Genomic DNA, 23,733 nt, shown 5'->3' with positions numbered 1-23,733 from the left:
CATCATCATACATAAACCCTTGAACCTAGCGTGAACAACGTGTAGGTACAAGGGTTATTCCCGTTGTACCTACATCCTATGAAGGGGCCTTGTAGGTATTTTTTCTACAAGGCTCTTTTTATTTTGTTCGTGATTGTTCTAGTGTGCATACACTAGAAGGGGAAAGTTTGGTGAACAGAATTGAAAGGAGTGTAAAGCAGTATGACAAAATGGAAACGAGCAAATCCAGATGGAACAAGAGATTATGTATTTGAAGAGTGTACATTAATAGAAGAAGTTGAACAAAAATTACGACGTACTTTTTTAGAAAGAGGCTATGAGGAAATACGAACGCCTACGATTGAATTTTATGATGTCTTTTCTTTTCGGAATCGGCCGATAGATGAAGAGAAAATGTATAAGTTTTTTGACCAACAGGGACGCATTATCGTGTTAAGGCCTGATATGACAATTCCACTTGCAAGAGTAATAGGAACCCACGGTGAGGAAGCGCCTGTAAAATTAACATACAGCGGGAACGTGTTTCGAGCGAATGAATCACTATCTGGAAAATACAATGAAATCATTCAAACAGGTATTGAAATAATTGGGATTGATAATATACGTGCTGAAATTGAATGTATCGTAAGTGCAATTCATGCTCTTCAAGCTGTAGGGATTCAGGCTTTTACAATAGAATTAGGGCAAGTTCAGTTATACAAATGTATTGTTAAAAAGCTGTCATTTGGAGAAGAAGAGGAGTCGCTCTTACGTACGTATATTGAAAGTAAAAATTATGCAGAGTTATCCCGTTTTTTACAAGAAAAGAATTTAGATCGACGTGATGAAACTGTACAGTTACTTGAAAAATTACCAAGATTATTCGGAAAACTCGAAGTAATTGAAGAAGCGGAAAAGCTTGCTTCAAACTATGAGATGAAGCAAGCAATCGCGCGGATAAAAGAAATCTATAAAACGATTGAAAAATTAGGATATGGTTCGTATATATCAATTGATCTTGGGATGATTCAACATTTGCATTATTATACAGGAGTTATTTTTAGAGGTTATATATATGATGTTGGGGGAGAAATTGTTAGTGGCGGAAGATATGATGAATTGCTTGGTAATTTTGGAGAACCGATGTCAGCAGTCGGCTTAGCTGTACAAGTAAATCAAATTGTCCGGACATTACAAGAACAGCAAAAACAATTCAAACGAAAAAAATTAGATATGATCATTCATTATTCTTTGGATAGGATAGCAGAAGCAGAAAGACTATGTGGTTTACTTCAGAAAGATGGGTGGAAAGTGGAATTATCTATGTTTGAGAATTTGCAAGATACATTTCAGTTTGCGAAGAAGAAAGGGATTATAAAAGTGATCGAAGCGACTGGAAAAGCATTAGTGGAATATGTGTGGAAAGAAAAATGGGTGATACAGAAAGAAGGGGAAACCTCATGCGTAACATTCAAATTGCGTTAACAAAGGGGAGGCTTGAAAAACATGTCATTCCACTGTTTGAAAAGATTGGGATTGATTGTTCGGAACTGATGGATAAAGGAAGAAAGCTTGTATTCCAAAGCGCTAGTAGGAATGTTTCATTCATTCTAGTGAAAGCAGTAGATGTTGCAACTTATGTGGAACATGGTGTTGCAGACATTGGTATTGTTGGAAAAGATATTTTAATGGAATATGAGAAAGATATATATGAAATGGTGGATTTAGAAGTAGGATGTTGTAAGTTTTGTGTCGCTTCTATCCCAACATATAATCCGAAAGGCTATCGGAAAAAGAGAATTGCTACAAAATATCCGCATATTACTTCCACTTATTTTCGTGATAAGGGAGAAGATGTAGAAATTATTAAAATAGAAGGTTCGGTAGAAATCGCTCCACTTCTTGGATTAGCAGATGCGATTGTTGATATTGTAGAGACGGGAAAAACATTACAAGAAAATGGATTGATTGTATTTGAAGAAATGTATTCAATATCAGCTCGCATGATTGTAAATAAAGCTGCTTTAAAAACAAAAAAAGACGAAATATTCGATATTATCAATAATATGGAGTGTGTAATCACTGCAGATAAATAAAGGAGGGACCCTGGGTGGAGGTAATATCTGAAAACTACACGGAAGCGCTGAAGAGAATAAAACAGTTAAGAGAACAGGCTAATATAATAGAAGAAACTGTACAGATACGCGTAAGAGAAATTGTTGAGCGGGTGAGAGAAAGGAAAGATGAGGCGCTATTTTCTTATACAAAAACTTTTGATGGAATTGAATTACAAAAGTTACGTGTTGCAAAAGAAGAAATTGAAAAAGCGAGTGAATATGTAGAATCTTCATTTCTAGAAGCATTGCAATGCGCAAAGAAAAACATCATCTCATACCATGAAAAACAAAAAAGGCAATCCTTTTTAGATTGTGAAAACGAAGGTGTGATTCGTGGGCAACTGATTAGACCATTGCAAACAGTTGGTGTATATGTACCAGGAGGAACTGCATCTTATCCGTCATCGGTACTCATGAATGTATTACCTGCTAAAATTGCCGGTGTTCAGAAAGTTGTAATGGTAACACCACCAGGGAAAGAGGGAATAGATCCACATATTTTAGCAGCTGCTGAAATTGCCGGTGTAGATGAAATTTATACCGTAGGTGGTGCACAAGCTATAGCGGCATTAGCATATGGGACGGAATCGATTCCGAAAGTCGATAAAATTGTCGGTCCAGGGAATATATATGTGGCTTTTGCAAAACGTGAGGTATTTGGAGCTGTTCATATCGATATGATTGCTGGACCATCTGAAATCGTTGTAATTGCTGACAAAACTGGAAATGCGTCTTTTATCGCAGCAGACTTATTATCTCAAGCTGAGCATGATGTGAGGGCAACAGCGATTTGTATTACAACTTGTGTAGAACTTGCTAAAGAGATAGAAAGAGAAATAAAGCAGCAACTTCGAGTATTACCAAGAAGTGAAATAGCTCGTGAGTCGATAGAAAGAAACGGAGCAATTCTCGTTGTTCCTTCGCTAAATCACGCGTTTCAATTGTCGAATGAAATAGCACCGGAGCATTTAGAGTTGCATATAAATGAGCCGATGAATGCCTTGGCATATATTCAGCATGCGGGTTCGATTTTTATTGGACCGTATGCCCCAGAGCCTCTTGGAGACTATTTTGCAGGACCGAATCATGTACTGCCAACAAGCGGAACAGCGCGTTTCTTTTCGCCGTTATCAGTTGATGATTTTGTGAAAAAATCGAGCTTTGTATCATATACAAAAGAAGCGTTACAAAACGTTCAACACCATATTACAATGCTCGCCGATAAAGAGGGATTACACGCGCACGCGAGAGCAATTCAAATTCGATTTGAGGAGGAGAAATAATGCGTGAGGCAAGTCAAGTACGGGGAACGACAGAAACAAAAATTAAACTGAGTTTACACTTAGATGAAAGTACAGACGTTTCAATTCAAACAGGGGTTGGATTCTTTGATCATATGCTAACTTTGTTTGCGAAGCATGGCAGATTTGGTTTGCAAATTGAAGCAGAAGGTGATGTGTTTGTTGACGCTCATCATACTGTTGAAGATGTTGGGATTGTGCTTGGAAACTGTTTGAAAGAAGCATTGCAAAATAAAGAAGGTATTAACCGCTATGGAGCAGCATATGTACCAATGGATGAAGCATTAGGTTTTGTAGCGATTGATATAAGTGGACGATCTTATCTTGTCTTTCAAGGTGAATTGAAAAACCCTAAGTTAGGAGATTTTGATACAGAACTGACAGAAGAGTTTTTCAGAGCGGTTGCTCATGCAGCGAATATAACACTACATGCTCGCATTTTATATGGCAGTAATACCCACCACAAAATTGAAGCGTTATTTAAAGCGTTTGGACGTGCACTGCGTGAAGCGGTAGACAAAAATGACAAAATTGTTGGTGTAAACTCTACGAAAGGACTGTTGTAATTGATTGCAATTGTAGATTATGGAATGGGGAATATTCGCAGTGTTGAACAAGCGTTAACACGTATTGGGGCTGAGCATATTGTAACAGATGATAAAGAGAGGATATTACAAAGTGACGGTGTGATCTTACCAGGAGTTGGGGCTTTTCCAAAAGCGATGATCGCTTTGCAGGAAAAAGATCTTGTTTCAGTGATTCAAGAAATTGGAGTGCAAGGAAAACCACTCCTTGGCATTTGTTTAGGGATGCAGCTTTTATTTGAAGAAAGTGAAGAAATAGAGAGAACGAAAGGGTTAGGTTTGTTGCCAGGACTAATTCGAAAGCTGGAAGTTCCTTATAAAATCCCGCATATGGGTTGGAATCAATTAAAGAAGAAACGAGAAATTAAGTTGTGGAATGAAGTAGAAGATGGTTCATTTGTGTATTACGTTCATTCCTACTATGCAGATTGTCCAAGTGAGATTGTATGTGGCAGTAGTGACTATAAGATTGATATTCCAGGGATTGTTGCGAAAGGAAATATATTTGGGGCACAGTTTCACCCTGAAAAAAGCGGTGATATCGGAATACAAATGTTAAGAAATTTTAAAGGAGTGGTAGAATCATGGAAATCTTCCCAGCTATCGATTTAAAACAAGGACGGTGTGTTAGGCTTTATCAAGGAGAATTTAATAAAGAAACAGTTATGAATGAAGATCCAGTTGCTCAAGCATTATTGTTTGAAAAATTAGGAGCAAGAACATTGCACATTGTTGATCTAGATGGAGCGGTTGCAGGTCAATCAATGAATCTTTCCGTAATTGAGGATATATGTAAAGCAGTTCGAATTCCGGTTCAAGTAGGCGGAGGAATACGTTCTCTCGAAACGGTTGAAATGTTACTGTCAGTAGGAGTGAAAAAAGTCATTTTAGGAACGGCAGCATTGTATGATCGTCCTTTTTTAGAAGAAGCAGTTCGTTTATATGGAGAAAACATTATTGTTGGTATTGATGCGAAAAACGGTTACGTTGCAACGAGAGGCTGGTTAGATGTATCTGAAATTTCTTATATCGACCTTGCGAAGAAAATGGAAAGTGTCGGCGTACAAACAATCATTTTTACAGATATTGCAAAAGACGGTACGTTAGAGGGTCCGAACTTTGAGCAATTGCAATTACTACAGAAGGCGGTGGCAATCCGTATTGTTGCATCAGGCGGCGTATGCTCATTGCAAGATGTACAGAAGTTAAACGATATGAATGTATATGGCGTTATTATTGGAAAAGCGCTATATAAAAAAACAATTGATTTAGAAGAGGCATTGCAGGTGACAAAGATATGTTAACGAAGCGAATTATTCCATGTTTAGATGTGAAAGGCGGCCGCGTTGTAAAGGGCGTGAATTTTGTAGGATTACAAGATGTTGGTGATCCTGTTGAAATAGCTGCTTTGTATAATAAAGCAGGTGCAGATGAAATTGTTTTTTTAGATATTACGGCGACGCATGAGGGGAGAAAAACAATTATAGATGTTGTAGAGAGAGCGGCGTCGAAAGTGTTTATTCCGCTTACAGTAGGTGGCGGGATTGCAACTGTTCAAGATATGTATGCCTTGCTAAGAGCAGGCGCGGACAAAATTTCACTTAACTCAGCGGCAGTACGAAATCCAAATTTAATTGAGGAAGGTGCCGAACATTTCGGTTCTCAATGTATTGTGGTCGCAATTGATGCAAGGGAAGTAAAAGAAAATAAATGGAATGTATATGTAAACGGTGGACGGATTGATACGGGAATCGATGCTGTACAATGGGCAAAACAGATAGAACAGTTAGGAGCTGGTGAAATTTTACTTACGAGTATGGATGCAGATGGGACGAAGGATGGCTATGATATTCGTTTAACAGAAACAATTTCAGAAGCTGTTTCGATTCCAGTTATTGCGTCAGGAGGATGTGGAAGCGCAGAGCATATTGTAAAGGTGTTTCAAAAAACATCGGTAAATGCAGCATTAGCAGCCTCTATTTTTCACTATGGTGAGGCAACAGTGCAAGAGGTGAAGCGAAAATTACAAGAAGCGAAAATTGAGGTGAGAATATGACACCTGATTTCTCCAAGGGATTGTTGCCAGCTGTTGTGGTAGAAGAAGAAACAAAAGAAGTTTTGATGCTAGCATATATGAATGAAGAAGCATATAAAAAAACGTTAGAAACGAAGAAAACATGGTTTTATTCACGTTCGCGGCAAGCGTTATGGAACAAAGGAGAAACGTCTGGGCACATGCAGTATGTTCAGTCTCTTTATTTAGATTGTGATCAAGATTCGATTGTAATTATTGTTAAGCAAGTAGGACCAGCTTGTCATACAGGAGAGAAAACATGCTTTCATTATAAAATCATATAGGGGGACCTGAGGATGGAAGACGTACTGAAGTCTTTATATGAAACCATTGAGCAGCGTAAAGAAAGTCCAATTTCGGAATCATATACAAATTATTTATTTACAAAAGGTGAAGATAAGATTTTAAAAAAAATAGGGGAAGAGTGTACAGAAGTGGTAATCGCTGCAAAAAATGATGATAAAGAAGAACTTATAAAAGAAATGGTCGATGTGATTTATCATTGCTTTGTTTTACTAGCCGCAAAAAATATTCCATTAGAAGATGTGTTAGAAGAAGTGAAAGAGAGACAAGGAAAGCTCTCAAAAACAGGAGAGCGTAAAGAAATTGATACGTTATAAGGGGGGGGAACTATGAAAGTGGATTATCACCTTCATTTAGAAGAGGGGCCGTATTCGCTAGGGTGGTTGGCGAGAATAAATCAATCAATAGAATATTATCAACCGTTAGAAGAAGAGCGGCATTCGATTGAATGGCTTATGAAAACACAAGAACGCTTGCAAAAAAGAGTACAAGAGGGTCCATTTACAATAGAGTGGATTGATTTCTATTTAGAAGAAGCACTGCGAAAAGGAATAAAAGAAGTTGGTATTGTTGATCACTTATATCGTTTTTATGAGGCGAAGGAATATTATGAGAAATATGTAGACATTAGTGAGTCAAAGCTCGGTCGTCTGCAGAAAGAATGGCTAGATCAAGTGCGAGTAGCATCGATTTCTGATTTTACAAAAGCAATCCAAGAGGCAAAGGAGCGCTGGAGAAAAAGAGGAGTAGTACTGCGTCTAGGGATTGAAGCTGATTATTTTATGGGTGGGGAAGATGAATTACAAAAATTATTGGCATTAGGAGATTGGGATTACGTAATTGGTTCTGTGCATTTTATTGATGGATGGGGATTTGATAACCCAGATACGAAAGAATATTTCGAAAACCATCAGCTAAGTACATTGTATGATGTATTTTTCACAACAGTTGAAAAGGCCGTTCGTTCGAGAGTGTTTGATATTGTAGCGCATCTTGATAATATAAAAGTATTTAATTATCGATTAGATGAAAATGTACAGATTCCACATTACGAAAGAATTGCTAAGGCATTAATAGAAACAAATACAGCAACGGAAGTAAATGCTGGATTATATTATCGTTATCCTGTTCGAGAGATGTGTCCAAGTCCACTTTATTTACAAGTGTTGGCAAAATATAAAGTGCCAATTACTCTTTCATCAGATGCTCATTACCCAAATGATTTAGGAAATTATGTCCAAGAAAATGTGAAAACATTACGTAATCATGGTATTTCTCATGTTGCTACATTTGAAAAACGGGTGAGGAAGATGCAACTGCTTGAAGAAGAATCGGTAATTGTTTCAAAGTAAAACATGATTTCGTGATGAAAACCTTTCTTTTTGCTCAAAATAAGAAAGAATGATAAAGGAGGGTTTTAAATGGTAAAACAAAATAATAAACAGAGTATGAAAGTGACGAATCAAAGTTATACTTCCCAAACGAACGAGGAAGTTGATTCTGTAGTACAAGAACAAATTAGTGATACGGTAGCAGAGGGAACGATTGATGCAAAGCTGGGAAAACAATCTAGTGAAGAACAATAAGTAAAAGGGGAGATATCCATCTCCCCTTTTCTTATGAGAAAAAGTGTCGATTTTCAAAACTGTAATCAAATTTCTTGGCTTTTTTGACATAGATTTCTTACAATAAAATGTAAGGAAGTTCTCATTTTTAAATAGAAGAGGTGCTTAGTAATGGCGAAAATATTAGTAGCAGGAAATATTCCAGAAATCGGATTACAGTTATTACAAAATCATGAAATAGAAATGTATGACAAAGAAGAGTTAATCAGTACCGAAGAATTAGCAAAGCGAGTTAAGGATAAAGATGCACTGTTAAGTTTACTTTCTACAAAGGTAACAAAAGAAGTGATTGATGCAGCATCAAATTTGAAAATTATTGCCAACTATGGTGCAGGTTACGATAATATTGCTTACAAGTATGCAGCAGAAAAAGGAGTTGTAGTTACAAATACACCGAAAGTTTCAACAGAAGCAACAGCAGAGTTAACATTTGCTATTCTTTTAGCGGCTGCAAGACGAATTCCAGAAGGAGATACACTATGTCGTACAGTGGGATTTAATGGCTGGGCACCACTCTTTTTCCTCGGCCGAGAAGTATATGGGAAAACAATTGGAATCATCGGTCTTGGTGAAATTGGAAAAGCAGTTGCGAAACGTGCAAAAGCATTTGGAATGAATGTGATGTATACAGGTCCAAACCGTAAGTATGAGACAGAAAGTGAAATAGAAGCAACATATGTAACATTAGAAGAACTATTACAAACAGCAGACTTTATTACGATTAATTGTGCGTATAATCCAAGTCTTCATCATATGATTAATGAAGAACAATTTAAAATGATGAAGAAAACAGCATATATTATAAATGCAGCACGTGGTCCAATTATGAATGAACTAGCGCTTGCTCATGCGTTAGAGACAAATGAAATTGAAGGGGCAGCTCTTGATGTATTTGAGTTTGAACCGAAAATTACAGAGAGATTAAAGGGACTGAAAAATATTGTCCTTACTCCGCATGTTGGAAACGCAACATTTGAAACTCGTGACGCTATGGCTGAAATGGCAGTGCGTAACATTTTAGCTGTATTAGAAGGAGAAGAACCATTAACACCTGTAAACCAAAAGGAATTTGTTACAAAATAGAAAGAACCCTTCCAACTGGAAGGGTTCTTTCTATTTTTCTTTATTTGCTCGTTTTTTATGAGAAGGTCTTTGCCTAATAAATTGAGATAACATAAACAAAATATAAAGTGGAATAGCAATGAATAGAAATACTGAAATGTTGCCAAAACTTGTTTTATACATTGTATAAATACTGCCAATTAAAAATAGTGTAACAATGATACTGTATCGTGGAATTGGCACATCTTTTAAACTTGGGATGCGAATACGGCTTACCATTAAAAATGCAAACGTTACAAATACTGTAATGAGGACAATTTTTGGAATGGTATGTGAAAACAATGTTAAGAAGGCAACAAGTCCTCCTGCTGCAGTAATAGGAACGCCAGTGAAATATTTCATAGAAGTAGAGGAAGGCGTTACATTGAATCTTGCTAAGCGATATGCTCCGAACAGAGGGAATAGGCCTGCTATGTATAGTCCGATAATTCCGTAATTGGAAAAGGAAGTGTAGTACATTAAAACTGCAGGCGCAGCACCGAATGTTACAACATCTGCGAGTGAATCAAGTTCTTTTCCCATTTGTGAATCAACACGCAATAAACGAGCAACCCGACCATCAAGACTATCTAACATCATCCCGATTAGTACTAAAATAGCAGCTGGTTTATAATACCCTAAAGATGCATAGCCGATTGATAAAAATCCACTGTATAAATTTCCGAGCGTAAATAAGTTTGGAATTGCTGCTCTATACAAAATCTGATCCCTTGCTTTCTGTAATAAATTCTTAATTAGTGTATGAAAGTTTACTTGTTTTATCATAACATAAATTTCTTTCCACGTACGAAAAAATTCCCATTTTGTGAAAGATTTCATCAAGTGAAATCGTATTCAGTGATGTGGTTCATTAAGGCAGGCTTTCATGAGTAGTTTATCCCTTGTCTAACTTTTTTATCATTTTAACCGAGAAGACCCCCTCCTCTAAACGAAGTGAAGGTGGGGGGAGTTCAATTCTACTGAGCTTTGAGTTGGGGAGAGATTTTGTTAGATAAGATCATCATGTTTATGAAAGGGTAAAAATTTAATTAAGAAATAAGCAACCTCAAATTGTTATCATTTAAGGTTGCTTTTAGGGTTATTCAAATTTAGTTATCATTGTTCCCGTTTTGTATTTATTGTTAGGATCAAATCGTAATAAATCGCCATAGATAAGTTTATCAGAATAACTTAATTCTGTTTTTGATTTTTCAATATATGGCTGGCAAATTGCTAAATCAATAGATTCACCTGTGCTTTTTTTATAGCACATATTTTTTGTATAAACATAATCGTTTGTTACGAAACTACCATCACGCATAATCATAAGTGGATGCTCATTTTTTGCAAATAAATCGGTACCAAACTCAATGGATTGGTTTGTTTTGACACCAAGTAAATGGAGCAATGTTGGTTTTATATCGATTTGTCCAGATACTTTAGAAATAACTTTTCCTTCTTGACCAGGTACATGAATAATAAGTGGTACACGTTGCAATTGCATCGAATCAAATGGAGTTATGGATTCTTTACCGAGAAATTGTGCCATAGCAGCATTATGATTTTCAGAAATACCGTAATGATCTCCGTAAATAACAATAACTGAGTTATCGTATAACCCTTCATCTTTTAATCGATTGATAAATAGTTTCAGAGATTCATCTGTATAGCGAACGGTTGGGAAATAACGATTTAGTACACCACTCTCAGAATTATACTCATTAATATATTGATCTTCTGGATTTAAAAGAAATGGGAAATGATTTGTTAATGTAATAAATTTTGTATAAAACGGTTGTGGTAAAGATTTAAGCTTGGAGATCGATTGTTCAAAGAACTCTTTATCTTTTAGTCCCCATCCAACAGACATTTGTTCTGTTCCTGTATAATCATTTAGGTTAAAATAACGATCGTATCCGAGTGCTGGATACATTACATCACGATTCCAGAAAGTTTTATCATTCGAATGGAAGACTGCGGAATAATATCCATATTTTTTTAACTGCTCAGGAGTTGCTGTGTACTCATTGTTTGCATGTGTAAAGAATACAGAGCCACGGTCTAATGGATATAATGAATTTTCTACAATAAATTCGGCATCGGATGTTTTTCCTTGTCCAGTTTGATGATAAAAGTTATCGAAGTAATAACTATCTTTTATAAATTGATTTAAAAATGGAGTAATTTCTTTTCCATTTATTTTTTTGTTGATAACAAAATTTTGTGTAGATTCCATTGAAATTAAAATGACATTTTTTCCTTTTGCAACTCCAAATAAACTTTTATCAGCTTGTTTATTTTTTGAATTCACGTAGTTTTTAATCTCAGAAAAACCGTCTCCACTTGCAAATACACGCTCTGCAGAAGATTTAGACTGAAGTGTAATGTCAAATAGATGATATGTGTATAAACCAAGATTTTTCACAACGGTTTGACGATCAAAAGAGTGTGAAAATAACTGCGGTTTATGAACGACAGAAACAATAACTTGCAATGCTAACAGAGCTGTTATACCACTAAAAAAGCTTTGTTTTTCAGAGCGAGATAGTGGCGTATTATCACAAAATTTCGGGAACTTACGTAAAATAAACATTAGAATAATTGCATCCGCAAATAGAAGTAATGTCTTGTACGTAAATAGTTCTTTAATACTGGTTCCTAAATCAGCCATGTTATTTGTTTGGAATAAAACAGGGAATGTGACAAAGTCATTATAAAAACCGTAGAACATCGCGTTTCCAAATAAAATAAATGACAGCAAAAAGCTGATTCCAATAATAATTCGATTTCGATACTTTGATGCTAATAAAGCTAGACCAAAAAATAAAAGCAATGAAGCAATTGGATTAAACAAAAGCATCATTTCTTCAAAGAAGCTATCAATTTTAATATCGAAGGCTAGCTTGTACACTATATATGTTTTTATCCATAATAAAACGACTGCAACAAGTGCAAATCGTAATTTTGGAAACAAATGTTGTAGCATAACATACTCCTCTCCTACTGTAAGTGACGGTTCTAGTGATTGTAGTTCTAATGATAGAAGTTTCACTTTAAATATACGAACAGTCGTATATCTTTATGTACTATTATACGAAAACAAAGCAGAATTGTGGATAATTTTTATAAGAATTGGTTAGAAAAAGAGAAAACGGAGACAATAACCATATCGCATTTTGATACGGAGGTTATGATGAAAAAGTTATTTTGTTTCATATGTAGTGGTTTTTTATTCTTTTCTACCCCTACAGTTTTTGCTGCACAATATGATGCGCCATTATTAGAAGATGCTCTTTATTCCGTTTTGTTTCCGCAAATAAATGTAGCGATTGAGAAGCATTATGGGAAACAAAAACCGTATGAATGCCCGAAGATTGTTAGTTTGAAAAAAATGTATAGTGGTACATATTTATTTCAAGCGGTAATTGAAGTGACGAAATATGAAGCCATAGGTGGGAAAGTACTTCCGCCATTCGAAAAAATAAGAATTACGTTTAATAATGATGAGGGAGAATGGACTGTGAAAAAAATAGATATAAAGCGCTTACCAGATGATACGAAATTAAATTGTAAAAAAACAATGTGAAAAATTGTTTGACAAATAATTTATTCGTTTGGTATTGTTAATACCAATATAAGATGTTTGAAAATTAAATAGACTTACCTCATCTACTCTCAAAGGTAGAGGCCGCGATAGGAAAGAGTAAGCTATGGGAGATTTAGTGGAATCTGTGATCATAGATTGAAAGGGACTATTGCCGAAATATAAGAGTGACCACGTCATTCATATATTGGGACTGCATTGAATAAATGTAGTACTGTCATAAGATTTTATTTTATGGAGAGCTATTTGGAGATGTTGATGCGGTTTCTTATTTGAGAAGATAACAACTCGTTTATTTTTTCATGATACATTATTCCTAATAAGAAACGCGTGTGAACATTGTTCCGCGCGTTTTTTGTTTACCCCGCTTTAACGGGCAGTAGGATCTCATATCTTAACATTCTGAGAAAACAAAGAAGTTAGGTGGAGGATCAACTGCCCGTAAAAGCCCGATTGGTGAAGGCTAATAATCATTTGGGATGAAACTCCCACTGAATAAAGTTTCACTTTATCTAAAAACGCGCTGCAATGAATAGAAGAAGATTGGGGTTATGAGTTTTAGAGGAAATAAGGGAGGAATTCAAATGTATTTACACGGCACAAGCCGAATCAATGAGCAAGGACACTTAGAAATTGGAGGATGCGATACAACGCAGCTAGCTAAACAGTATGGGACCCCACTTTATGTATACGATGAGGCTTCTATTCGGGAAAAATGCCGCGCGTTTCATCGTGCTTTCCAGGAAAGTGGATTCTCTTACCAAGTAGCGTATGCAAGTAAAGCGTTCTTGTGCATGGAGATGTGCCGAGTAGCTCGTGAAGAAAATATGTCTTTAGATGTTGTTTCTGGGGGCGAATTGTATACTGCTTTGCAAGCTGGTTTTCCTGCATCACGCATTCATTTTCATGGTAATAATAAGACCGAAGAAGAGATTGTCATGGCGCTGCAAGCAGATGTTGGCTGCTTTGTGGTAGATAATTTCTTTGAAATGGAAATATTACATGACTTAGCACAGCAGTATGGAAAAATTGTAAATATATTAATTCGAGTTACACCTGGAGTAGAGGCGCATACACATGAATATATTACAACAGGGCAAGATGATTCGAAATTTGGTTTTGGAGTTTCGGCTGGTCAGGCAATGCAGGCGATTCGAATAGCGCTAGAGAAATCAAATTATAATGTGTTAGGTATTCATTCACATATTGGGTCACAAATTTTTGAAACAGCAGGATTTGTTCGAGCGGTTGAAGTATTGCATAATTTTTTAGAAGAGATAAGGGAGCAGACTGGTTATGTTGTAACGGTGTTAAATGTTGGTGGAGGTTTTGGTATTCGTTATACGGAAGCTGATAGACCACTTACCCTTGAAACATATGTGCATGCTGTAACAGATGCAGTGAGAGAACAATTTACAAGAAATAATTATCCACTTCCTGAAATATGGATTGAACCAGGTCGTAGTATTGTTGGGGATGCAGGAACAACAATTTATACAGTAGGAGCTGTAAAAGATATCCCTGGCATTCGTAAATATGTGTCAGTCGATGGGGGAATGACAGATAATTTAAGACCAGCTTTATATGGAGCTCGTTATGAGGCGATGCTAGCAAATCGAGGGAAAGAAGAGGCTGAAGAAGTTGTTTCAATTGCTGGAAAGTGTTGTGAGAGTGGAGATATGCTTATTTGGGATATAGAACTGCCGCAAGTTGCTACAGCAGATTTGTTAGCGATCTCTTGTACAGGAGCATATGGATATTCTATGGCTAATAATTATAATCGTATTCGCAGACCGGCTGTAGTATTTGCAAAAGGTGGGGCATCACAAATTGTTGTTGAACGTGAAACATATGAAAATATAATTGGGAACGATCGCATACGTATAAAAGAGCTTGTGTAATGATAAAAGGAGTTGTTCAAATAGAGCAACCCCTTTTTAAAAATATAAAATATATCGGAAAACTAGGATTGAAAAAAATCAGAATTATGATAAAATACAAATACAAAGCTTATCAAGAGAAGCGGAGGGAACTGGCCCTACGAAGCTCAGCAACCTGCTTATAAGAAGCAAGGTGCTAAGTCCAGCAAAATGGCATCCATTTTGAAAGATAAGGTAAATATATTACCGAACAGTCTTTTCGAAATGGAAAAGATTTTTTTTATGAATAAAAAGGGGGGCTGTTCGTGGGAGTGCGTGGACATTTTGACGAAGTAGCTGAGAAAATTCAAACGATGCTTGCGGATATGAAATATGGTTCTATTACAATTGTTGTGCAAGATGGAAAAGTGATTCAGCTTGAAAAAAGTGAAAAGGTACGCTTAAAGTAAAAAGCGCTGACTAGAAAAACTAGAGGCGGTTTTAATCTATTTTATTAGGTTAAAACCGTCTTTTTGCGTTACAGGGGGGGAGAACATGCTGACGTATGAAACGTGGAAAGAGGATTTCGTTTCTTTTTTTGAGAAAGATGAAACAAAAGGAGCGTTACAAGTATTAGAGTGGGCCTATAAACATTATGAAAATGAAATTGTATACGCATGTAGCTTTGGTGTAGAGGGGATGGTGTTGTTACATCTTATAAACCAAGTAAATCCATCTGCAAAAGTTGTATTTTTAGATACAAACGTTCATTTTCAAGAAACATACGATTTAATTAAACGGGTGCGCGAAAGGTTTCCGGATCTTGAAATTATTGAAAAGCAACCCTTGCTAACACTTGAGGAGCAAGCAAAAAAGCATGGGGATCGTTTGTGGGAACATAATCCGAATCTTTGTTGTAAATTAAGGAAAATTTTATCACTTGAAGAATCTTTATCGAATGGAAAAGCGTGGATATCAGGGCTAAGAAGGGAACAATCTGAAACGCGTAAACATACAAGGTTTATAAATCAGGATCACCGCTTCCAATCTATTAAAATTTGTCCGCTTATTCATTGGACGTGGAAGGAAGTGTGGCGTTATGTATATAAGCATGATTTGCCTTATAATCCATTGCACGACATGGGTTACCCAAGTATAGGGTGTGAAAAATGTACGTTACCTGTGGGAGAGGGGCGAGATTCAAGGGATGGACGATGGGCTGGAAAGATGAAAACGGAATGTGGCCTTCATGATCAATAAGGACATGGTTGATTTTAAATATATGTGAAAGAGGCGGACAGGGGAATGAGTAAAACCAAAATATTAGTAAATCGTATTGATGAAACATATGAAATAAAGGGGATTACAAAAGAAATTGAATTGGACAAAATTGCTTTAAGTGATTTAGAGCTTATTGCAATAGGTGGTTATAGCCCGCTTACTGGATTTTTAGGGAAGAAAGATTATCAATCTGTTATAGAAAACATGCGTTTAGTAAGTGGTGATGTATGGAGTATACCTATTACACTACCAATAACAGAAGAGAAGGCGAAGCAATTAAAAATTGGTGAAGAGGTTCGTCTTGTCAAAGAAAGGACCACATATGGTGTGATTCAAATAGAAGATATTTTTACACCGGATAAAGACAAGGAAGCATTGCTTGTTTATAAAACGACTGATACTGCCCATCCAGGTGTGAAAAAGTTATATGATCGACCAAATGTTTATGTTGGAGGAACAATTACGCTTGTGAAGCGTTTTGAAAATGATAAGTTTGCTTCTTATCATTTAGATCCAAGTGAAACACGTGCAGAGTTTGCAAAACGTGGCTGGAAAACAGTGGTAGGTTTTCAAACGAGAAATCCTGTTCATCGTGCACATGAATATATTCAAAAGTCTGCACTGGAAATTGTAGATGGCTTATTTTTAAATCCGCTCGTTGGTGAAACGAAATCAGATGATATTCCAGCTGATGTACGTATGGAAAGTTATGAAGTGCTTTTGAAAAATTATTATCCGAGTGACCGTGTCTTTTTAAGTGTTTTTCCAGCAGCAATGCGCTATGCGGGACCACGTGAAGCGATATTTCACGCACTGGTTAGAAAAAACTTTGGTTGTACACACTTCATTGTGGGACGTGATCATGCTGGGGTAGGGAATTATTACGGTACGTACGAAGCGCAAGAGATTTTTACGAATTTTACAGTAGAAGAGTTAGGGATTGCACCACTCTTCTTTGAACATAGTTTTTACTGTACAAAATGTGAGGCGATGGCCTCTACAAAAACATGTCCGCACAGTAAAGAAGAACATGTTATTTTATCAGGGACGAAAGTAAGAGAAATGTTGCGAAATGGAGAAATTCCACCAAGTGAATTTAGCCGTAAAGAAGTTATAGAAATATTAATTCGTGGTTTACAAAAAGAAGTCGTTACAAAATAAGGAGAGAGTAGGATGGAAACAAATATCACTTGGCATACAGCATCTGTTTTAAAAGAGGAAAGACGAAAGAAAAGTGGTCACCACAGTTTTGTCCTTTGGTTCACAGGCTTATCAGCTTCTGGAAAATCAACAGTAGCAAATGCGGTTGCCCGAAAATTATTTGAAAAAAATATTGGTAATTATGTACTCGATGGCGATAATATTCGTCATGGTTTAAATAAAGATTTAGGATTTTCCGAAAGTGATCGGACAGAAAATATTCGTCGTATTGGTGAAGTGGCGAAGTTATTTGTAGATCAAGGGACAATTGTATTAACAGCATTTATTTCTCCATTTCGAGTGGATCGCCAGCAAGTAAGGGATATTCTTGAAAAGGACGAATTTCTCGAAGTGTTTGTAAAGTGTCCAATAGAAGAATGTGAGAAACGTGATCCGAAAGGGCTCTATAAAAAAGCGAGGCAAGGTGATATTAAGCAATTTACCGGCATTGATTCGCCATATGAAGAGCCGTTTGGAGCAGAAGTGGTTGTAGAAACGCAGCTTTATTCGATTGAACAATGTGCAGAACAAATCATCGGTTACTTACAAGAGCGTAGCTTTATATAGGGGGAATAAAAATGAGTTATGACAAAGTGTGGGCAAACAATGAAAAGTTAAATGCTACAGAGAAAAAGAAATTAGAAAAAGATGGCTTAGAAATCTTTAAAGCTATTCCGTATTATGCTGAAAATGGATTTGATTCTATTCCGAAAGAAGAGTGGGATTCATTTAAGTGGGCGGGGTTATATTTACAACGTCCAAAAGAGGCAGGGTATTTTATGATGCGCGTTAATATTCCTTCTGGTATTTTAACGAATGAACAAGTGGAGGTATTGGCTTCAATTGCGGAAGATTATGGTCGTGATGTTCTTGATATTACTACAAGACAGGCGATTCAATTCCATTGGCTTGAAATTGGTCAAATACCAGATATTTTTAACCGCTTAGAAAAAGTAGGATTATCATCAGCGGGAGCTTGTGGTGATATTACAAGAAATATTATTGGGAACCCCCTTGCTGGTATTGATGGTGATGAACTATTTGATACAGCACCAATTGTAAAAGAGGTATATGATTTCTTTCAACATAATGAAGAATTTTCAAACTTACCTCGAAAGTTTAAAATGTCGATCAGTACAAACGTATATAATGCAGCAAATGCTGAAATTAACTGTGCTGCCTTCATTCCGGCTACAAAAGAGATTGATGGAAAAACGGTGGAGGGATTTCATTTACGAGTAGGCGGGGGGTTATCTGCCCGTCCGTATTTAGCACAAGAACTAGATTTATTCATACTTCCTGGGCAAGTGAAAACAGTTGCGATTGCAATTGCTACTGTTTTCCGTGATTTTGGATATCGTGAAAAACGACATTTGGCACGTTTGAAATTCTTAGTTGCGGATTGGGGACCGGAAAAATTCAAAGAAAAATTATTAGAATATACAGGACATTTACATGATAAGGGGAAGGGTGCTTTAAAAGGATGGAATGCTGGATATTTCTACGGTGTTCATAAGCAAAAACAAGGGGATTTATCATACGTTGGTTTTAACGTACCGGTTGGTCGCTTACACTCTGAGGAGTTCTTTGAAATTGCTAGAATTGCGAAACAGTACGGAAATGGTGAAATTCGTACATGTAACTCACAAAACCTCATTATTCCGAATGTTCCGAAAGGTAATGTAGAAGGACTGTTAAAAGAACCTTTATTTGAATCTATTTCTGCAAGTCCAAAATCTTTCATCGGATATGCGGTATCATGCACAGGTATTGAGTATTGTAACCTTGCATTAGTAGAAACGAAAGAAAGACTACGTAATATTGCAGATTATTTAGATACACAGTTTGCTTTAGATGTTCCGGTTCGTATTCATATGGTAGGATGTCCAAATTCATGTGGACAAAGACAAATTGCGGACATTGGTTTGCAAGGGGTGAAATTGAAAACGAAAGAAAAAGGAATTGTTGAAGCATTTGAAATTTATGTAGGTGGTACGTTATTAGATGGTGGTGTCTATAATCAAAAATTAAAAGGAAAGATTGATGGAGAAGACCTTCCCAATGTTCTTGTATCGTTTTTAACATATTTTAAAGAACATAAACTGCCAGCTGAAACATTTTATGAGTTTGTAGGACGCGTTGGTATAGAAGATTTACAAGGGGCCTTAAATCATATTTTAGAAGAAGTGATTGCATCTTAGGAGGGAGCAATATGGATTTGTATCGTTTTGAAGCAGTATTGGCAAATGGTGTTGTTCCTGTAGTGGTTGTTGCGCAAAGTGAAGAACAGGCTTTTAAACTTGTGGAAGTAGAATTAGAGAAGTATTTTTTACCGCTTCCAGAAGTGAAGGAAATCTCTCTATATGAAAAGAAGAAGATTCGAAAAGGTGCAGCATTTGTCATTCATGAGCAGGAGACAGTGTAATACAAATTGAAAAACCGATATCAAACCTTTCTTTTTAGGTGGGAGAGAGCATTCGACCATGCCTAGCAGCGGTCAGCTCCTCTTCTTGCCTCATGTCGAGTGAAAACAAAGAGAGAAAACGAGTGCGGGTCACCTCTTGTTCTTTATAGCAGTGATTTATATGTTGGAAAATCAAAATGGATTTATATAGTAACTTCTATTCGTAATAGGGATGGAAGTTTCACCTTATAGTAGAAATGAGGAGAGATGATGGGAAAAGTATATATCGTTGGTGCGGGGCCGGGAGATCCAGAGTTAATTTCTGTAAAAGGGGTAAAGTGTATCGAACGAGCGGATGTCATTTTATATGATCGTCTTGTAAATAAGGAATTACTTTCTTATGCAAAGTCAGATGCAGACTTAATATATTGTGGGAAGCTACCAAACTATCACACCATGAAACAAGAAACGATTCATGCTTTTCTTGTTAAATATGCGAAAAAAGGAAAAATTGTAACCCGTTTAAAAGGTGGAGATCCATTTGTATTCGGAAGAGGTGGTGAAGAAGCGGAAGCGTTAGCAAAGCATGGTATTCTGTTTGAAATTGTACCTGGTATTACAGCTGGGATTGCTGCTTCAGCATATGCTGGTATTCCTGTTACACATCGGGACGCGAGCGCAAGTTTCGCTGTTGTGACAGGGCATCGGAAAGAGGGGGCTGGAGAAGAAGTGAAGTGGGAAAGCTTAGCGAAAGGTGTTGACACGCTTGCTGTTTATATGGGAGTAAGCAATCTTCCTTATATATGTGAACAGCTTTTGAAACATGGAAAAGGAGAAGATACGCCAGTTGCTATTGTGGAGTGGGGAACTACATCATCTCAGCGAACCATTACAGGAACGTTAGGAACAATTGTAACGATTGCTGGAAAAGAGCGGATTCAAAATCCGAGTATGATTGTGATTGGAGAAGTTGTTCGTTTTCGTGAAAAAATTCATTGGTTTGAACGCCAGGCTGACATTACGTATCCAGTAAGCGGAGTGTTATAAAATGAAAGCTGTGTTATATATATGCCATGGAAGTAGGTTGCGAGAGGCGAAAGAGGAAGCGATAGACTTTGTTTCTTCTTGTATGAATCGTGTATCAGCTCCTATTCAAGAGCTATGTTTTTTAGAGTTAGCAAAGCCTTTTATTTCAGAAGGCTTTGCTGCTTGCGTAAGAAGAGGCGCAACAGAAATTGTTGTTGTTCCGGTCTTTTTATTAGCAGCAGGGCATGTGAAAGAAGATATCCCAAATGAGTTAAAAAAAATGAAAAATAAATATCCTCACATTGTAATGACTTACGGGAATCCGTTTGGTGTTTCGGAATCACTCGTATCGGCTGCGTATAAGGGAAGTGGCATTAAAGAGTATGAAAATGAAGTGACCCTATTGCTTGTTGCAAGGGGCAGTAGTGATCCTGAGACGTTACAAGGTATTAAGCGTATTGCTTTTTTGTTTGAACAAGAAGAGAAAGTTGGAAAGGTAGAAGTATGTTATTTAGCTGCAGCGGAGCCGCGATTTGAGGAAAAGTTAAAAGCAGTTGTAAACCGAGCTAATGAGAACATCGTTGTTCTTCCTTACCTACTATTTACAGGATTGTTAATGAAACATATTGAACGAGAGGTTCGCAATTATAGTTATTCGAGTATACATGTATGTCCCTATTTGGGGAAAAATCATGTATTTCAAGAAATGTTGATTCAGAAAACGGAAGAAATTTTAAGGGGAGATGAGCGTGTACCCACTTACAGTTCGAATTAGAAATAAACGAGTTGTTGTCATTGGTGGTGGCCGAGTGGCATCATTTAAAATCGCGCCTTTACTAAAAGAAGGAGCGAATATAGTAGTAGTGAGTCGTGGTTTAGATAAGAGTTTAATGAAGCTTGTAGAATCAAAGAAAATTCACTGGTTTCAAAAAGACTATGAAAAAAGTGATCTAGAAGATGCATTTTTAGTAGTAGCAGCTACAAGTGATGCAATATTAAATGAGCATATTGCACAAGATGCATCATTAAACCAGCTTGTGAATGTGATTACTAATCCTGAAAGTGGAAATGTTCATTTTCCAGCAACTATGCATAGAGGAAAGCTCAATGTTGCCGTTTCTACTGGAGGTGCAAGTCCAAAACTTGCGAAAAAAATTCGGGATGATATTGCGATGAAATATGATGAGACATATGAAGACTATCTTGATTTCTTATATGAAGTAAGGATGAAGGTGAAACAATTACGACTAGAAAAAAGACAACAGAATATTTTATTGCAAGAAGTGTTGAAGCTTGAGTATATTCGAAACCAGCAGAAAAGAGGAAGGTTTTTACAAGAGTTAGCTGAAAGAGTATGTGTAGAATAGAATACACGTATTGCTTAAAATATAAATTGAAAAACTGAGATAAACCTTTCTTTTTAGGTGGAAGAGAGCATCCGGCCATGCGTAGAAGCGGTCAGATCCTTTTATATAGCCGGACAAATTAAATTCCTCTTTACAAATATAGCAATCTACTCTATAATCACAAGTAACTTCAATAGATGAAATCGATGAGCAAGAAGAGTACGTATATTTGATGCGTTCAGAGAGCTGGGATAAGGTGTGAGCCTGGTACGATAAAATATACAGAATGGGCTTGCGAGAGGTATGCTGAACTATTTAGTAGGCACCCCGGGTTCCGCCGTTACAAGGATAGGGTATCGGAATTTTTCCTGTACCTGAACAAGTGGGATTGTTTAATCCAATCGAGGTGGTACCACGGTATTATTACATATATCGTCCTCTACATGCATAGTAGCGTGTAGGGGGCTTTTTTATTTTCTAAAGGAGGTGTGCGAGTATGAAATGAAAGTGTATAATTAAGAAAAGCGGAAATGTTCAGAAAAGGAGAATTTACAATGAAAGAAACACAGCAATGGACATCGAAAATAGGTTTTGTACTCGCAGCAGCCGGAGCCGCAGTAGGACTTGGAGCGATATGGAAGTTTCCGTACGTTGCAGGTAATGGCGGAGGGGGAGCGTTTTTTCTAGTCTTCTTATTATTAACTTTATTTATTGGTATGCCTCTTCTTTTAGCAGAGTTTGTTATTGGTCGTAGTACACAAAAAGAAGCGGTTACTGCATATAAATTGTTAGTACCAAATAGTAAATTATATCCATGGATTGGTCGTATGGGTGTTGTCACTTGTTTTAGTGTATTATCCTTTTATAGCGTCGTAGGTGGATGGATTTTATTATATTTATATTATAGTGTGACAGGAAGCTTTTGGAGTGGGGCAGTTGAATATGGAAAATTGTTTGAACAAACAATTTCGAATCCTGCTAGCGCAGTAGGTGCTCAGTTAATCTTTATGCTTTGTACTATTTTTGTTGTAAGTAAAGGTGTAGAAAAAGGAATCGAAAAGGCAAGTAAGTATATGATGCCGCTATTATTTATTTTGTTTATTGCTATTATTATTCGTGCTCTTACACTTGATGGTGCATGGGCTGGTGTAGAGTTTTTCTTAAAACCGGATTTTTCAAAGCTAACAGCCGATACGATTTTATATGCGATGGGACAATCTTTCTTTTCACTAACAGTAGGTGCTTCGGTAATGGTAACATACAGCTCATACTTAAAGAAAGAGGAGCATTTAGCGAAATCAGCAACATCAATTGTAAGCTTAACGATTTTTATTACAGTGCTTGCGGGACTAGCAATTTTCCCGGCGATTTTCGCATTAGGGGTTAAACCGACAGAAGGACCAGGTTTATTGTTCATTATTCTTCCAGCTGTATTTGCGAAAATACCATTCGGACAATTTTTCTTTATTATGTTTTTAATTTTATTCTTCTTTGCAACCTTAACTTCTGCAATCTCGATGCTTGAAATTGTTGTTGCATCTGTAGCGAAAGATAATGAGAAAAAACGTCCTTCGGCATCATTTGTTATTGGATTACTAATTTTTGCGGTTGGAATTCCATCTGCACTATCATTTGGAATTATGAGTGATGTAAAAGTTTTCGGAAAAACATTTTTTGACTTAGTGGACTTTACGGTAAGTAATGTATTGCTGCCGTTAGGGGTACTAGCAATTTCATTGTTTGTACCGAATAAAATGAGTAAAGATTTACTAATGAAAGAATTAGAAGTTATAGAAACAAAGGGAAAAACATTATTTAACATTTGGTTTTTCTTACTACGTTATATAATTCCAATTACAGTAGTAATCGTATTTTTAAATGCAATTGGTATATTTAAGATGTTTGCAAAATAAAAAGGCGAGGGGAGAT

Annotated in this window: 26 protein-coding genes, 2 riboswitches and 1 other annotated feature; of the genes, 24 read left to right on the top strand and 2 right to left on the bottom strand. The window is 36.6% G+C overall.

Annotated elements, in window-relative coordinates:
• The first annotated feature begins 201 nt into the window (after positions 1 to 201).
• The 12 genes from hisZ (at position 202) to MHH71_RS08485 (ending at position 9,066) form a co-directional block, all read left to right on the top strand.
• Positions 202 to 1,464 carry an ATP phosphoribosyltransferase regulatory subunit gene (gene hisZ / locus MHH71_RS08540; protein WP_006094148.1) on the top strand — a complete coding sequence of 421 codons (1,263 nt, stop codon included), beginning with the start codon at positions 202 to 204 and terminating at the stop codon, positions 1,462 to 1,464.
• On the top strand, positions 1,440 to 2,075 hold the full coding sequence (gene hisG / locus MHH71_RS08535; RefSeq protein WP_018764206.1) for an ATP phosphoribosyltransferase: 636 nt from the start codon (positions 1,440 to 1,442) through the stop codon (positions 2,073 to 2,075). Before hisZ ends, hisG begins: the two co-directional genes overlap by 25 nt.
• A 14-nt stretch (positions 2,076 to 2,089) precedes the next feature.
• Complete coding sequence (hisD, locus tag MHH71_RS08530) at positions 2,090 to 3,379, top strand: histidinol dehydrogenase (RefSeq protein WP_006094149.1); 1,290 nt, start codon at positions 2,090 to 2,092, stop codon at positions 3,377 to 3,379.
• Positions 3,379 to 3,963 (top strand): imidazoleglycerol-phosphate dehydratase HisB, encoded by a 585-nt coding sequence (gene hisB, locus MHH71_RS08525; protein ID WP_006094150.1) that lies wholly within the window; start codon positions 3,379 to 3,381, stop codon positions 3,961 to 3,963. The genes hisD and hisB overlap by 1 nt, the downstream gene beginning before the upstream one ends.
• Positions 3,964 to 4,593, top strand: coding sequence for an imidazole glycerol phosphate synthase subunit HisH (gene hisH / locus MHH71_RS08520; protein WP_006094151.1), 630 nt, complete (start codon positions 3,964 to 3,966; stop codon positions 4,591 to 4,593).
• A complete protein-coding gene (gene hisA, locus MHH71_RS08515) occupies positions 4,566 to 5,285 on the top strand; it encodes a 1-(5-phosphoribosyl)-5-[(5-phosphoribosylamino)methylideneamino]imidazole-4-carboxamide isomerase (RefSeq protein ID WP_018781017.1) in 720 nt (239 codons plus the stop codon). Before hisH ends, hisA begins: the two co-directional genes overlap by 28 nt.
• A complete protein-coding gene (gene hisF, locus MHH71_RS08510) occupies positions 5,279 to 6,037 on the top strand; it encodes an imidazole glycerol phosphate synthase subunit HisF (RefSeq protein WP_018764211.1) in 759 nt (252 codons plus the stop codon). The genes hisA and hisF overlap by 7 nt, the downstream gene beginning before the upstream one ends.
• Positions 6,034 to 6,339, top strand: a complete 306-nt coding sequence (hisI, locus tag MHH71_RS08505) for a phosphoribosyl-AMP cyclohydrolase (protein WP_016114006.1) — start codon at positions 6,034 to 6,036, stop codon at positions 6,337 to 6,339. Before hisF ends, hisI begins: the two co-directional genes overlap by 4 nt.
• Positions 6,340 to 6,351: 12 nt before the next feature.
• Entirely contained in the window at positions 6,352 to 6,675 is a 324-nt protein-coding gene (gene hisE, locus MHH71_RS08500; protein WP_006094152.1) for a phosphoribosyl-ATP diphosphatase, read from the top strand.
• 12 nt (positions 6,676 to 6,687) lie between these two features.
• Complete coding sequence (locus tag MHH71_RS08495; protein WP_006094153.1) at positions 6,688 to 7,710, top strand: histidinol phosphate phosphatase domain-containing protein; 1,023 nt, start codon at positions 6,688 to 6,690, stop codon at positions 7,708 to 7,710.
• A gap of 69 nt (positions 7,711 to 7,779) precedes the next feature.
• The gene (locus tag MHH71_RS08490) at positions 7,780 to 7,944 is read left to right on the top strand and encodes a DUF4025 domain-containing protein (protein WP_003196190.1); all 165 of its coding nucleotides are present in this window, start codon (positions 7,780 to 7,782) and stop codon (positions 7,942 to 7,944) included.
• Positions 7,945 to 8,094: 150 nt separating this feature from the next.
• Positions 8,095 to 9,066, top strand: a complete 972-nt coding sequence (locus MHH71_RS08485; protein ID WP_006094154.1) for a 2-hydroxyacid dehydrogenase family protein — start codon at positions 8,095 to 8,097, stop codon at positions 9,064 to 9,066.
• Positions 9,067 to 9,096: 30 nt separating this feature from the next.
• Here MHH71_RS08485 and pssA read toward each other — a convergent pair whose 3' ends face one another.
• Positions 9,097 to 9,804 carry a CDP-diacylglycerol--serine O-phosphatidyltransferase gene (pssA, locus tag MHH71_RS08480; RefSeq protein WP_026008425.1) on the bottom strand — a complete coding sequence of 236 codons (708 nt, stop codon included), beginning with the start codon at positions 9,802 to 9,804 and terminating at the stop codon, positions 9,097 to 9,099.
• Between the two features lie 379 nt (positions 9,805 to 10,183).
• Positions 10,184 to 12,070 carry an LTA synthase family protein gene (locus tag MHH71_RS08475; protein WP_033798754.1) on the bottom strand — a complete coding sequence of 629 codons (1,887 nt, stop codon included), beginning with the start codon at positions 12,068 to 12,070 and terminating at the stop codon, positions 10,184 to 10,186.
• Between the two features lie 207 nt (positions 12,071 to 12,277).
• Here MHH71_RS08475 and MHH71_RS08470 point away from each other — a divergent pair, with 207 nt between their 5' ends.
• From MHH71_RS08470 to MHH71_RS08415, 12 genes are all read left to right on the top strand, one after another.
• On the top strand, positions 12,278 to 12,670 hold the full coding sequence (locus MHH71_RS08470; protein WP_018764216.1) for a DUF3888 domain-containing protein: 393 nt from the start codon (positions 12,278 to 12,280) through the stop codon (positions 12,668 to 12,670).
• Between the two features lie 88 nt (positions 12,671 to 12,758).
• Positions 12,759 to 12,941: riboswitch (Lysine riboswitch) on the top strand.
• 331 nt (positions 12,942 to 13,272) lie between these two features.
• Positions 13,273 to 14,589, top strand: a complete 1,317-nt coding sequence (gene lysA / locus MHH71_RS08465; protein WP_018764217.1) for a diaminopimelate decarboxylase — start codon at positions 13,273 to 13,275, stop codon at positions 14,587 to 14,589.
• 106 nt (positions 14,590 to 14,695) lie between these two features.
• Positions 14,696 to 14,804, top strand: a riboswitch (SAM riboswitch).
• 69 nt (positions 14,805 to 14,873) lie between these two features.
• Positions 14,874 to 15,017 carry a YezD family protein gene (locus MHH71_RS08460; RefSeq protein ID WP_003196202.1) on the top strand — a complete coding sequence of 48 codons (144 nt, stop codon included), beginning with the start codon at positions 14,874 to 14,876 and terminating at the stop codon, positions 15,015 to 15,017.
• Between the two features lie 85 nt (positions 15,018 to 15,102).
• A complete protein-coding gene (locus MHH71_RS08455; RefSeq protein WP_006094159.1) occupies positions 15,103 to 15,807 on the top strand; it encodes a phosphoadenylyl-sulfate reductase in 705 nt (234 codons plus the stop codon).
• 45 nt (positions 15,808 to 15,852) lie between these two features.
• Positions 15,853 to 16,989, top strand: coding sequence for a sulfate adenylyltransferase (sat, locus tag MHH71_RS08450; RefSeq protein ID WP_018781014.1), 1,137 nt, complete (start codon positions 15,853 to 15,855; stop codon positions 16,987 to 16,989).
• Between the two features lie 12 nt (positions 16,990 to 17,001).
• Complete coding sequence (gene cysC, locus MHH71_RS08445; protein ID WP_006094163.1) at positions 17,002 to 17,595, top strand: adenylyl-sulfate kinase; 594 nt, start codon at positions 17,002 to 17,004, stop codon at positions 17,593 to 17,595.
• Positions 17,596 to 17,606: 11 nt separating this feature from the next.
• The gene (locus tag MHH71_RS08440) at positions 17,607 to 19,229 is read left to right on the top strand and encodes a nitrite/sulfite reductase (protein ID WP_006094164.1); all 1,623 of its coding nucleotides are present in this window, start codon (positions 17,607 to 17,609) and stop codon (positions 19,227 to 19,229) included.
• 11 nt (positions 19,230 to 19,240) lie between these two features.
• Complete coding sequence (locus MHH71_RS08435; RefSeq protein WP_006094165.1) at positions 19,241 to 19,453, top strand: DUF3906 family protein; 213 nt, start codon at positions 19,241 to 19,243, stop codon at positions 19,451 to 19,453.
• Between the two features lie 249 nt (positions 19,454 to 19,702).
• A complete protein-coding gene (gene cobA / locus MHH71_RS08430; protein ID WP_033798756.1) occupies positions 19,703 to 20,479 on the top strand; it encodes a uroporphyrinogen-III C-methyltransferase in 777 nt (258 codons plus the stop codon).
• 1 nt (position 20,480) lies between these two features.
• Complete coding sequence (locus MHH71_RS08425; RefSeq protein WP_006094168.1) at positions 20,481 to 21,233, top strand: sirohydrochlorin chelatase; 753 nt, start codon at positions 20,481 to 20,483, stop codon at positions 21,231 to 21,233.
• Positions 21,208 to 21,825 (top strand): NAD(P)-binding protein, encoded by a 618-nt coding sequence (locus MHH71_RS08420; protein ID WP_033798757.1) that lies wholly within the window; start codon positions 21,208 to 21,210, stop codon positions 21,823 to 21,825. Before MHH71_RS08425 ends, MHH71_RS08420 begins: the two co-directional genes overlap by 26 nt.
• 176 nt (positions 21,826 to 22,001) lie before the next feature.
• Positions 22,002 to 22,247 (top strand) — a binding site (T-box leader).
• 111 nt (positions 22,248 to 22,358) lie between these two features.
• Entirely contained in the window at positions 22,359 to 23,717 is a 1,359-nt protein-coding gene (locus MHH71_RS08415; RefSeq protein ID WP_033798758.1) for a sodium-dependent transporter, read from the top strand.
• Positions 23,718 to 23,733: the final 16 nt, after the last annotated feature.

Origin of the sequence: Bacillus sp. FSL H8-0534 (assembly GCF_038005885.1) — a bacterium.
Classification (GTDB): domain Bacteria; phylum Bacillota; class Bacilli; order Bacillales; family Bacillaceae_G; genus Bacillus_A; species Bacillus_A pseudomycoides.
The sequence above is the reverse complement of the archived record's forward strand: the minus strand, read 5'-3'. Positions and strand labels throughout refer to the sequence as shown.